Annotated in this window: 8 protein-coding genes; 3 read left to right on the top strand and 5 right to left on the bottom strand. The window is 56.9% G+C overall.

Annotated elements, in window-relative coordinates; translation table 11 throughout:
• Positions 1-76: 76 nt before the first annotated feature.
• Positions 77-1063, bottom strand: coding sequence for a Gfo/Idh/MocA family oxidoreductase (locus tag MXF20_RS12430; RefSeq protein WP_325969634.1), 987 nt, complete (start codon positions 1061-1063; stop codon positions 77-79).
• Positions 1064-1200: 137 nt separating this feature from the next.
• Here MXF20_RS12430 and MXF20_RS12425 point away from each other — a divergent pair, with 137 nt between their 5' ends.
• Positions 1201-2889 (top strand): chloride channel protein, encoded by a 1689-nt coding sequence (locus MXF20_RS12425; RefSeq protein WP_325969633.1) that lies wholly within the window; start codon positions 1201-1203, stop codon positions 2887-2889.
• On the opposite strand, the gene MXF20_RS12420 is transcribed toward MXF20_RS12425, so the two are convergent.
• A complete protein-coding gene (locus tag MXF20_RS12420) occupies positions 2886-3386 on the bottom strand; it encodes a M48 family metallopeptidase (protein WP_325969632.1) in 501 nt (166 codons plus the stop codon). The genes MXF20_RS12425 and MXF20_RS12420 overlap by 4 nt on opposite strands.
• A gap of 81 nt (positions 3387-3467) precedes the next feature.
• Here MXF20_RS12420 and rlmG point away from each other — a divergent pair, with 81 nt between their 5' ends.
• Complete coding sequence (gene rlmG, locus MXF20_RS12415; RefSeq protein ID WP_325969631.1) at positions 3468-4586, top strand: 23S rRNA (guanine(1835)-N(2))-methyltransferase RlmG; 1119 nt, start codon at positions 3468-3470, stop codon at positions 4584-4586.
• Here the strand turns inward: rlmG and MXF20_RS12410 are convergent, their stop codons facing one another.
• From MXF20_RS12410 to MXF20_RS12400, 3 genes are all read right to left on the bottom strand, one after another.
• Positions 4587-6593 carry an NADPH-dependent 2,4-dienoyl-CoA reductase gene (locus MXF20_RS12410; RefSeq protein ID WP_325969630.1) on the bottom strand — a complete coding sequence of 669 codons (2007 nt, stop codon included), beginning with the start codon at positions 6591-6593 and terminating at the stop codon, positions 4587-4589. It abuts the gene before it with no gap.
• 319 nt (positions 6594-6912) lie between these two features.
• On the bottom strand, positions 6913-7536 hold the full coding sequence (locus MXF20_RS12405) for a response regulator transcription factor (protein ID WP_325969629.1): 624 nt from the start codon (positions 7534-7536) through the stop codon (positions 6913-6915).
• Positions 7537-7635: 99 nt separating this feature from the next.
• Complete coding sequence (locus tag MXF20_RS12400; RefSeq protein WP_325969628.1) at positions 7636-11232, bottom strand: ATP-binding protein; 3597 nt, start codon at positions 11230-11232, stop codon at positions 7636-7638.
• A 591-nt stretch (positions 11233-11823) separates the two neighbouring features.
• Here MXF20_RS12400 and MXF20_RS12395 point away from each other — a divergent pair.
• Positions 11824-12525 carry a response regulator transcription factor gene (locus tag MXF20_RS12395; protein ID WP_325969627.1) on the top strand — a complete coding sequence of 234 codons (702 nt, stop codon included), beginning with the start codon at positions 11824-11826 and terminating at the stop codon, positions 12523-12525.
• The last annotated feature ends 15 nt before the right edge of the window (positions 12526-12540 follow it).

Below are 12540 nucleotides of genomic sequence, written 5' to 3'. Positions count from 1 at the left end.
TACTCCCCTTTGCTGCGGCCAACATACGTGCAACAGCGACCAGATTCAATGGGGCGGCTGTAATATTTTGCAATATTTACACTTCTTTCCGATCCGCCGGAAACACCACGCCGGTCTGGCGGCGAATGTCAGTCAGCAGTTGGGCGGTAATACGTGAAACCTCCAGCGCCGGATGCTCTACCTGGCGCGTCTCCACCAGCCGGGCAAAGGCCTCTGCTTCATACAGCATAGTATTGATATGTTGTGGCTGCGTCAGGTTCTGGCTCTCGCCGCCGCGCGGAACCAGGCGCAGCTGCTGGCACTCCGAAATTTTTTCAATAATAAGCGAGCCCGCTTCGCCCTGAATTTCGCTGGGAATCAGTGAATCACTCACTTTTGAGTGCAGCAGCGTGACGTCGAAATCGCCGTAGTCCAGCACTACCACGCCGTGCGCGTCGACGCCGCTTGCCAGCAGCGACGCCTCGGCTTTCACCTGCTGCGGCGCGCCCCACAGGGTTACGGCAGCGGCGAGGCAGTAGTAGCCAATATCCATGATCGAACCGTTAGACCAGCGCGGGTTAAAGGTATTCGGGTTCTCTCCGTCGAGATAGCGCTGATAGCGTGACGAGTACTGACAATAGTTGAACAACGCTTTGCGCAGTGTGCCCAGCTGCGGCAGCGCCTGTTGCAGCCGCAGGAACGTCGGCAGGCTGGCGGTTTTGAACGCCTCAAACAGCACTACCTGATGCTGGCGCGCGCAGGCAATCATCGCCTCAGCTTCACGCAGGTTAGAGGCCAGCGGTTTTTCGCAGATGACGTGTTTGCCGTGCGACATGAACAGCAGCGCCTGCTCACAGTGCAGCGCATTGGGGCTGGCGATGTACACTGCGTCGATTTCCGCACTTGCCGCCAGCGCTTCCAGCGAGGTAAAGGTCAGCGGACAGGGATAATCCGCGACAAAGGCGTCGGCCTGCTGCTGGCTGCGTGAATAGACGGCGCTCAGTTTCATTTTGCCGCTCTCATGCGCGGCATCGATAAACTGGCGGGTAATCCAGTTGGTTCCCACAATGGCAAAACGTATCACGGCTGGCTCTCCTGCACTCTGAAAGCGGCAGAGTAGCATGTTCGTCCGTGGCGCAGGCAGGCGAAATTTGATCCTGCGATCCGCATTCCAATATGATGATGCGAAACCCTTTTTTAACCGACATGCGGGGACGCCGGGTGAGCGGAAGTAAACACGCACTGAACTGGACCACACTGCTGATTGCCATTCCGGTGGGCCTCGTGGCCTCGCTGGTCACGCTGGCGTTTCGCGGCATCATCGATCTTATCAATCATTTGCTGTTTCACAGCGACAGCGAAATCACGGTCGCGATGCACGTCTGGCCGTGGATTTTCTGGCCGCTGCTGGTGGGCGCAGGCGGTCTGCTGGCCGGCTGGTTCCTGCGCTACGCGGTGGCGATTGAGCAGCAGGAGACGGTCAAAACCGATTATCTCGAAGTGATTAATGCGCGGCTTGATGCGGTGCCCACCAAAACCTCGCTGTTTCGTGCGCTGTCGTCGATTGCCAGTATCGGCAGCGGGGCGTCGATCGGGAAAGAAGGGCCGATGGTGCAGCTGTCGGCATTGAGCGGCAGCCTGCTGGGGCGCTGGCTGCCGAAGGCCCTCAACATGCGCAACAGTGACATTGTGGCGATGGCGGCGGCTGCCGGTCTGTCGTCGGTGTATCACGCGCCGCTGGCGTCCGCGATTTTTGTCGCGGAAATCGCCTTTGGTATTTCAGCGCTGCAGCGACTGATTCCGCTGATTATCGCCTCGGCGGTGGCGGTGATGACCATGTGGTCGCTCGGCTTTCGCAGCGCACTGTATCCGCTTTCCGATACGCTGTTTCAGATGGATGTCACCAGCCTGATGATGACCGTCGTAATTGGTTTTGCTGCGGGCGTGGCGGGCTGGCTGTTAATCAGGCTGATTGCGCGCAGCAAAGCACTGTTCAGCCGCGTGCGCTCGCTGCCGCTCAGGCTGGGTGCAGGCGGTTTTGCGGTTGGTCTGCTGGCGCTGATCTCCACCGATATCCTCGGTAACGGCTACGAAGTGATCGTGAAAATTATTGAAGGTCACTATTTGCTGGCCGGGCTGCTCGGCCTGCTGGTGCTGAAAATGCTGGCCACCACGCTGTCGGTCGGCTCCAACGCGGTCGGTGGATTGTTCACCCCCTCTTTATTAGTGGGCGCGCTGCTCGGCGTGGCGCTGGCGCAGATCGGTGTGCTGCTGCATCTGCCAGTGGGCGATACGCTGCTGTATGCGGCGGTAGGCATGGCGGCGGTGCTGGCGGCGGTCAGTCAGGCGCCGCTGATGGCGATGCTGATGGTGCTGGAGATGACGCTCAACAGCAGCCTGCTGTTCCCGCTGATGATTGCCTCGGTGCTGGCATCAATGCTGGTCTACCGGCTGCAGTCCGCCAGCACCTATCCGGTGGTGAGCCATCATCTCAATCGTTCGGAAGCGAAGTATGATTTTGACAACATGCGGGTTGATCAGCTGATCATCCCGGGTGCGGCGCTGCAGCCGGCGGAAACGGTCGGGCAGGCGCTGGCGGTCAGTTCCCTCAAGCGCGAGCGCTACGTCTACGTCATTAATCAGGCTGGCCAGTTTCTCGGCGTGGTATCGATTCACGACATTTCGCGCAAAGTGCTGGCGCAGGAGATCACGCTGGATTCGCCGGTCAGCAGCGTGATGGACGACAATTTTCCCTGCATTTATCAGCATCAGAGTATGCGGGAAGGCTGGGAGGCGTTTGCGCGCGTGACGCTGGAGCGTTTACCGGTGCTGAACAATGCGCAGGAACGCCGTTTTCTCGGCGCGTTGACCAAGACCAGCCTGATCCAGAAAGCGCAGGAGTTTCTTTAAGCGGCGTTACCGCGCAGCGCCTGCTCGGTCATCCACAGGCGCGCGTCAAACTCCAGCTGGTGGTAGTCGGGCTCCATGTGGCAGCACAGCTGATAAAAGGCTTTGCTGTGATCTTTTTCTTTCAGGTGCGCCAGTTCGTGCACCACGATCATGCGCAGAAACGGTTCAGGCGCGAGGCGGAAAAAGGTCGAGATGCGAATCTCGGCTTTGGCTTTCAGATTGCCGCCCTGCACGCGGGAAATCGCGGTATGCAGGCCGAGCGCATGCTTCATTACCTTGATTTTATTATCCCAGATGACCTTGCTCACCGGCGGCGCGCTGCGCATGTAGCGGTTTTTCAGCGCCTGGGTGTAATCATAAAGCGCGCGATCGCTGACGACATCGTGGGTATCGGGATAACGCTGCTGTAAAAAGGCGGCTAATCGCTGATTATCGATCAGCAGCTGCACCTGTTCGAGGATGTTTTCAGGGTAACCCTGCAGATAGATTAATGACATTGGGATTCCCGACGAAAGACAGTATACTGCGCCCCCTTTTCAGGGCGAAAATCGCGCAAAGTGTACCATGCCGGAGATTCCATGAGCCAACTTGAACTGACCGATCGCACGCTGACGCTTCAGCGCTTCCCGCCGATGCGTGAAGAGAGCCCGCTGCAGGCGTGGGACGCCGCAGACGAATATTTGCTGCAGCAGGCGCTGCCGGCAGGCCCGGTGCTGGTGTTCAACGACAGCTTCGGCGCGCTGACCTGCGGGCTGAACGGCCGTGAAATCTGGCACGTCAGCGATTCGTGGCTCAGCCAGCAGGCCGCGCGGCAGAATCTGCGTCTTAATGGCTTTGACGAAGCGCCGGTGCACTTTCTCGATAGCCTGGCACCGTTACCGGCTGCCCCGGCGGCGGTACTGATTAAGCTGCCTAAAGCGCTGGCGCTGCTTGAGCACCAGCTGCGTGCGCTGCGGACGGTGGTCTCGCCGGATACCCTGATTCTGGCGGCGGGCAAAGCCAAAGATATCCATAATTCCACGCTTCAGCTGTTTGAACGCATTCTTGGCGAGAGCAAAACCTCGCTGGCGTGGAAAAAAGCGCGTCTGATTTACAGCCGCTTCAGCGCGCCGGCGCTGGCGGACGTGCCGGCGACCACCGTCTGGCCGCTGGATGAGACGCCGTATCACATCCATAACCACGCCAACGTGTTTTCCCGGAGCTCGCTGGATGTCGGCGCGCGCTTATTCCTGCAGCATCTGCCGCACGACATTGCCGGTGAGATCCTTGACCTCGGCTGCGGCAACGGCGTGATCGGCCTGCAGGCGCTGGAGCAGAATCCGCAGGCTGAAGTGCTGTTCTTTGATGAATCCTACATGGCGGTGGCTTCCAGCCAGCTTAACGTTGAGCTCAACCGCCCGCAGGATCTGGCGCGCTGCCAGTTTCGGGTCAACAACGTGCTGAGCGGCTTTCCGTCAGACCGGCTGCACGCGGTGTTGTGTAATCCGCCGTTCCATCAGCAGCACGCGGTCACCGATCACCTGGCGTGGCAGATGCTGCGCGACGCCAAACGCTGCCTGCAGTATGGCGGCGAGCTGCGCATCGTCGGCAACCGCCACCTTGGCTATCATCAGAAAATGAAGAAGCTGTTTGGCAACTGCGAGCTGGTGGCCTCCAACGCCAAATTTGTGGTGCTGCGTTCGGTCAAGCTGCGTTAATCACAGGCTGAGCGCCAGCTCAGTGGCCTGAGCAATGGCGCGCCGCGCGTCCAGCTCCTGCGCGACGTCGGCACCGCCAATCAGCCGCACGGCTTTGCCGCGTGCGGTCAGCGCCTGCGCCAGCGTGCGCAGCGGTTCCTGACCGGCGCAAATCACCACGTTGTCCACCTTCAGCGTCACTGCTTCCCCCTGATGGCGCAGGTGCAGCCCATCATCATCAATCTTCAGATACTCCACATCACCCCACATCTGCACGCCGTGCGCCTGCAGGCTGGCGCGATGGATCCAGCCGGTGGTTTTTGCCAGTCCGGCACCGGGCTTACCGGATTTACGCTGCAGCAGCCAGATCTGGCGATCGGCAGGAGCCGGCTGTGGACGCAGTAAACCGCCGCGCGCCTGCAGGCTGCGGTCGATGCCCCAGCTTTGGTAGAAGTCTTCATGGTGATTGTCGTGATGCAGCAAAAATTCAGCGGTATCGAAACCAATGCCGCCGGCGCCGATAATCGCCACGCGCTGGCCAACCGGTTTTTTATCGCGTATTACGTCGAGGTAGCTCAGCACGCTGGGGTGATCGATGCCGGGAATGGTTAGCTGGCGCGGTGTGATGCCGGTAGCAATGATGACTTCATCCGCCAGCTCCAGCTCTTCGGCGCTGACGCGGTGATTGAGGCGCAACGCAACGCCTGCCGCTGCCAGCTGATGGCGAAAATAGCGTAGCGTTTCGCTGAACTCCGCCTTGCCGGGGATCTGACGGGCAATGTTGAACTGGCCGCCAATCTGCGCATCGGCTTCATATAATGTGACGCGATGGCCGCGCTGCGCCGCCTGCAGCGCAAACGCCATACCGGCCGGACCGGCGCCCACCACCGCCAGCCGTTTTGGCTGCGCGGCGGGGATGACCGGCATCAGCGTTTCGTGACAGGCGCGTGGATTGACCAGGCAGGAGGTGACCTTGCCGGCAAAAATCTGGTCGAGGCAGGCCTGATTGCAGGCAATGCAGGTATTGATGGCGTCGGACTGGCCCGCCTGCGCTTTGCTGACAAACGCGGCATCGGCGAGAAACGGTCGCGCCATCGAGACCATGTCGGCAATGCCGTCGCGCACAATCTCTTCCGCCACCTGCGGATGATTAATTCGGTTGGTGGCGATAACCGGCACGCTGACGTGCTGGCGCAGATGCTGCGTGACCCAGGCGAAACCGGCACGCGGCACGCAGGTGGCAATGGTGGGAATGCGGGCTTCATGCCAGCCGATGCCGCTGTTAAACAGCGTCACGCCGCGCTGCTCCAGCGCCGTGGCCAGCGCCAGCGTCTCCTGCAGTGAGCTAGCGTTATTCACCAGGTCGAGCATCGACAGGCGAAAAATAATGATGAAGGACTCACCGACGGCTGCGCGCACTGCCTGCGTCACGTCCAGCGCAAAACGTTGCCGGCGTGCCACATCGCCGCCCCAGTCGTCGTTACGCTGATTAGTGTGCGCGACCAGAAACTGGTTAATCAGATAACCTTCGGAGCCCATGATTTCGACGCCATCATAACCGGCCTGCTGCGCCAGGCGGGCGCAGCGCGCGAAGTCAGCGATGGTTTGTTCAATCTGCGCGGCACTCAGCGCCTGCGGCGTAAACGGGTTGATGGGCGCCTGAAGCGCCGAGGGCGCTACCTGGTCGCGTTGATAACTGTAGCGTCCGGCATGCAGAATCTGCAGCGCAATTTTGCCACCGTGCGCGTGCACGGCATCGGTTATCTCGCGGTGCCAGCCGCACTGGCTCTCTTCCGTCAGCATGGCGCCGCCGTGCGCCACCACGCCCTGCGCATTCGGCGCAATACCGCCGGTGACAATCAGCGCCACGCCTTCGCGCGCGCGTTCGGCATAAAAGGCGGCGAGGCGCTGTGCGCCATCGGTATGCTCTTCCAGACCGGTGTGCATCGAGCCCATCAGGAAACGGTTTTTCAGTTGCGTAAAGCCCAGATCCAGCGGGGCGAACAGGTGCGGATAACGCTCAGTCATGATCACTTACTCAGTGAGTGGTCGGATGAGTGAACTCTAGCGGGAAAAGCGTGGGCTGGAAATTCGCGGCGTTCAGCCTGTGAGAAACATCAAAAAAAAGCAGGGCGGCAAGTCGCAGACGAAAGTATCGGACCACTTTCGCCAGGCACGGGAAGAAACCTGCGCGCCCTGTAATGGCATGAAGATTGGGCTAATAAATTAGCTCTGTGGTTATAAATTCCTGTATGACTCAATCTTTAAAACAATCCCGGGTGAGGACGAGGGGATGATGCCATGCCTCTGTCGATTTAATCCGCAAGACTGGTCTTGATTTTTGGCTTTAGCAGGCGCCATTGCGTCGTGCCAGCTCAATGATATCGACCAGGTTCTTTGATTCGAGTTTTTGAAAAATCTTAGTTTTATAAGTACTGATGGTTTTGTTATTTAATCCTAATTCGCAGGCGATGATTTTGTTAGATTTGCCCTGCGCCAGCTGACGTAAAATAAGCGTTTCCCGCTCGGTCAGGCGCGACAGCATATCCTGTTCATTCACATAGCGCTGGCGACGATCGAGAATATCGCCAGGCAAATAATTTACGTTGTTATAGACGCAGCCAATGGCCGCGATTAGCGTCTGAATCGGATCGTATTTCGACACGAAGCCGTTAGCGCCCTGACTAAGCGATTGTATCAGCAGGTGATTGTTACTGCTCTGACTGAGCAGAATGACTTTCATCCAGGTTTTAGATTTTACGATATCACGTAAAAACGCGATGCCATTTTTTTCTTTGAAATCAGGATCTAATATCAGGATGTCGATGTGCTGATGAATAACATCGTCGATACCATCATTAATTGTGTTTGCTGTAGTAACACAATTAAAGCCATTCATTAATAATAAAGCCTGCACCCCAGCCGCAACCAGGCGATGCTCATCAACGATGAGAATTTTTGCATTAAACATATCTCTCCCTTATACGACACCGCAATGATGGCGCTGGCGGTCATTATGTCTGGCGGCTTATCGGGGCGAACCGAGAAATGTCTTGATAAGATTATGTTTTTATAAAACCTGCTGATTTTTCAGTCGATATTGTTCAAAGATAATTAACGATTCATTGACGTTGTTTATCTCGCAGGCAATAGCGCTAATCAGCTGCTGTACATCGTGTCCTTCCGACTGGTGATTTTCCAGTTTGCGGCCCAGCTCCACCAGCGCACTGGCGTTGAGAATGGTGGCACCGCCTTTCAGTTTGTGGCCAAGCTGCGACAGGGCGTGCGCATCGTCAGTTTGCTGCAGCGCCGCCAGCAATTCATCATGGCTGGTGCGAATACTCTCCAGCAGGGTGATACAGCTGGCAGGATCGCGCTCGGCCAGCTGCATCAGCAGCGGAGAAAAGGTGGCCACCGCCGGAGGTGCCGGCAACGTGGCGGAGAGGAGAACAGGCCTGTCGATCGCGTCTGGCATTACGGCCTCCGTGTCCGCCGCCGTCAGCGCGCCTGCCGTGCGGCGCGGACAGTGAGTAATCTGCGCCAGCAGCGTATCCAGATTGAGCGGCTTGAACAGGCAGTCGTTCATGCCAGCCTGCAGGCAGCGCTGCATTATGTGCTGCTCGGCGGAGGCAGTCAGGCCGTACAGCATAATCGGCGGCAGATGATGGTGACGTTCGTGCTGTCGCAGCGCCTGCGCAAATTCAAATCCGTTCATGCCGGGCATATTGCAGTCGGTAATAATCAGATCAAAGCGCAGCGGATCCTGTTGCCACAGCGTCAGCGCTTCGGCAGCGCTTTCGCTCACCACGACCTGATGGCCGGCCAGTTCCAGCTGTTTACCCAGCAGCAGGCGATTGGGCGCGTGATCATCAATCACCAGCACCGACAGCTTGTCGGTGACCAGCGGCTGTGACAAATGCGGTTGGGTTTGATCGCGCGGTTCGCCGGCCGGCGCGCGGAAGTAGAAGGAGAACACCGAACCTTCACCTGGCGTACTTTCCACAATCAGTTCGCCATCCAGCAGCTGTGCCAGGTTGCGGCAGATGCTCAGGCCAAGACCGGTGCCAATCTGCTGCTGCTGGCGCTCGCCGACCTGCACAAACGGCTCAAAAATCGCCTGCTGCTGCTCTTCAGTCATGCCGCAGCCGTCATCACTCACTTCAATAACAAACTCGCAGCCTTCCTCTTCCTGGCCAATGCCCTGCATCAGCACCACGGTTACGCTGCCGCGATCGGTGAATTTGATGGCGTTACTCAACAGGTTAGACAGGATCTGATTGATCATTAGCGGATCGGTCTGCACCCAATAGGCGGCAATGTCCATCTCCACGCGCAGATCGATGCCTTTGCTTTCGGCTTTGTTGCGAAACAGTGTTACCGCCTGATCGATGACATCCGGCAGGTAGACGGTTTCCGGCGTAGGCTGATACTGGCCGGATTCGATCTTCGACAGATCGAGGATATCGCCGATCAGCGACAGCAGCGCGCGCGCCGAGCTGTAGGCGACGCGGATATTTTCCGACAGCGTTTCACACGGCTGCGAGCGGGTTTCCAGTTCCAGCAGGCCAATGATGGCGTGCAGCGGCGTGCGGATCTCATGGCTCATGCTGGCGAGAAATTCACTTTTCGAGCGGTTGGCTTTGTCGGCGGTGTCCTTAGCCAGCTGCAGCTCCTGCAACAGCGCGTTACGCTCGGTGACGTCCACCCAGCCACCAATGACGCCGGCGACTTCACCCAGCCGATCGCGAAACGGCAGCGTCCAGTGATAAAGATGAAAGGCCTGCTGGCTAACCATCAGCTGGACGTCGCGCATCACCGCTTCACCATCCAGTAGCGTCTGCTGATAACCATCTTCAATGGTGTGAATACTGGCGTTATTAGTGTTGAACACGTCCGACAGCCGCTTGCCAATCACCTCGTCGCGTTTAATGTGCAGAAAGCGCAGATAGGCATTATTACAGTCAACCAGCCGCGTTTGTTTATCACGGATGTACATTGCCACTGGCGAGTCATTGAACAGCGTATGGGTGAAATTGAGCTGATTTTTTAGCGCATTTTCCGCCTGCATGCGCTGCTGGATCACTTTGCGCAGATGATGGTTCCACAGCAGGATCAACAGAATCAGCCCGAGGGATACCGAAACGATCAGCATGATGGTTTGCTTGTAATTCTGCCACGAGCTGCTGAGAAACGGCGGCTCAGCCTGGCGCCACTGCGCCATCAGCTTGAACAGCGTTTCCGGTGGAATAGCCAGCAGCGCTTTATCCAGAATACTGATCAGCGTCTCATTGCCCGCCTCAACGCGCATGACAAAGCGCGCGGGATCGGCGCCCAGCGTGCCTTCGACAATCAGTCCGCTACCAAAATGGTTGCGCAGATGATAGTCGGCAAAAATTTTCGGCACGATCACCGCGTCCACCTTGTGCGCCAGCAGCTGATGCAGCGCCTCCAGCGGACGATCGGTATCGCTGACTGACAAATGCGGATAGTGCGCCTGCAGCCAGTTTTTCATCAGGGAATTCTTCAGCATCAGTGCCGAACCAAACGGAAAGGTGTCGCGCGCCATGATGTTGCGCGGTTGCTGATTGCGAATGATCACCCAATGCGATACCAGCCACGGGCGCGTAATCCGATCCGGTTGCGCGGCGAGCTGCGGGTCAAGCATTTCCAGCGGAAACAGCCGCGGCAGAGGGCGTGCGCCGGGCGGTTCATGGCTGGCGTGCGCCACAAAATTCAGGCCGGTCTGGCTGGTGATCAGCGCCAGCACGTCCGGTGCCATGCCGCGAAACGACTCGGCAGCCGTATGGCTGCTGAGCGGTGCCTGCGCCACCGGCAAGGTGGTCTCAATGTGGATGTTATTTTGCAGCCACTGCTCTTCGTCGGCGGTCAGCGCCAGCGGGTTGCGCTGCAGCACGTGGTGAGGATCGAGCTGCCAGCGTTTGGCAATCTGCATGCGGATAGACAGTGGAATCTGCGGCAGCGCCTGATTAATGGCTTCAGCCAGCGCCGGATAAAGCGGGCTGATGCCAAACCCGACGTTGAGCGGAATGGTGTGCTCATCAGCCATAATCGTGAGCGCATTGGCAAACAGATAGCGATTAAGGTGCGTCAGGGTTGCCGCACTCCCCCAGACGCGCGCCGTCTGGCCATAAACGGTGGCGGCGACGGCATCGTAGTAGCCGGGAAAACGCATCAGATGCGCATTTTCGTAAGTCTCTTCCAGATACTGGCGCTGCAGCGGTGTGCCTGACCACGCAATTTGCTCCGGCAGACCGGTATTGAGAAAGATGTCGCTGTCGGTTTTTAAACCCAGCACGCTGTAATCCAGCATCCACGGCGCGCTGGCCAGCAGCGGCTGTGGCTGTGGCGATGGCTGCGCGACATAAATCGCCAGCATGTGCATTTCGCCTTTGATCACCGCCTGCTGTGCTGCGCTATGGCTGGGAAAGTGATACAGCTCAATGCTGGTCTCCAGCATGCCCTGAATCAGCGATAAATAGTCGGCGCTCAGGCCTTCGAAACGGCGCGTATCGGTATCCATATACAGCGGTGGCTGAGCTTTGCCGGCCACGGCGACTTTAATCACTTTATTGCGAAAGGCGGAAGAGATGGGCTCTGCCAGTTGCAGCGCCGGTTGTGCAGTATCATAGCGCGCTAAAAGCTGCAAAGGTTTGACTGACGCCTGTAGCGTACTGCACAACAAAATAAACAGTACGACGCTCGCGAGACGGATTAAATTAACAGGATTAAACACCGTGCTTTCCTGAGAAAAGTAAAGCCATTAATGCCGATAAGGGAAACGGAGTATAAAGAGATTTCTCCCGCCTGCCTGTTCTAATTTGGCATTAATGATATTTTGCGACCATTCTCGAATGTTTAACGTGTGATTAACAATCACGGGAGTTTTGGGCGCGCTGATTTTGCTGTGATTTCAAAAAAATTCAATGCTTTATTCATAAAATGACCTTTCAAGACAATTCTTATGTGGTCACTTCGCAGAGTTACGTCAGAATTTTCGCAGTTTTTCCGGGGCGGACAACCGCTGAAATACATGAACCCGGTAAAAGTACACTTTAAATAGATGTAATAAGTTAAACGCGTAAGAAAAATTCTAATTTTTGTTAACCTGGTTACATGTTGGTTTAAATCGCGGGCAGGGAGTATCCCCGGCTGCGGTCAGCGAATACTTTCAGGTCAATTTCACTGGTGTGGTTATCAGTACTGGACAAAATTAAGACTGTAATAAAGGAATAAATGAATGGTATATGCACATAATAAACAGGTGCGTGTCGCTGTCCTTGATGATCACCCGATGGTTCGTACCGTTTTCGAGTTATGCCTGAAACACGAACCCGATATTCATCTGGTCGGGACATGGTCTTCGAGTAATGAGCTGTTTAATCAACTGCGCAGCACCACGGTGGATGTGCTGGTGCTGGATTTCCTGCTGGGCGAGCGTGAACTGGATGGCCTGGCGCTGGTCAAGCAGCTGCGTAATCACTATCCGCAGCAAAAGATTTTAATCTCTTCTTCCATGGAAAGTCCGGCGATTGTCAAAATGGTGCTGAGTGCCGGCGTTAAGGGCTTCATCGGTAAAAGTCACAACATGCAGGAGATCGTGCAGGCGATTCGTCAGGTGGCGCAGGGGCGCTTGTTCCTGTCGCAGGAAGTGGCGTACGAGGTGGAAAACCTGTACGTCATGAATGAGGACGCCATCAATGAAAACCTCGATCTCTCCAGCAAAGGCAATATGTACGAGAAGGTCAAAACCCTCAGTCCGCGCGAAGTGGAAGTGGTGCGCTGTTTTCTCGATGGCCTCAGCGTGTCGCAAATTGCCGTGAAGTTTAAACGCAGCCGCAAGACCGTCAGCGGACAGAAGCAGTCGGCGCTGAAAAAACTCGGTCTGCGCTCGGATTCTGAACTGTTCAAATACAGCCACGACCTGATGTCAGGCAGTTAACTCTCGTTGCAGGGC

The sequence above is a fragment of the Pantoea dispersa genome, assembly GCF_035783935.1.
Lineage (GTDB): Bacteria > Pseudomonadota > Gammaproteobacteria > Enterobacterales > Enterobacteriaceae > Pantoea > Pantoea dispersa_C.
Note: the sequence above shows the minus strand (reverse complement) of the source record. Positions and strands in the feature narration are given on the sequence as shown.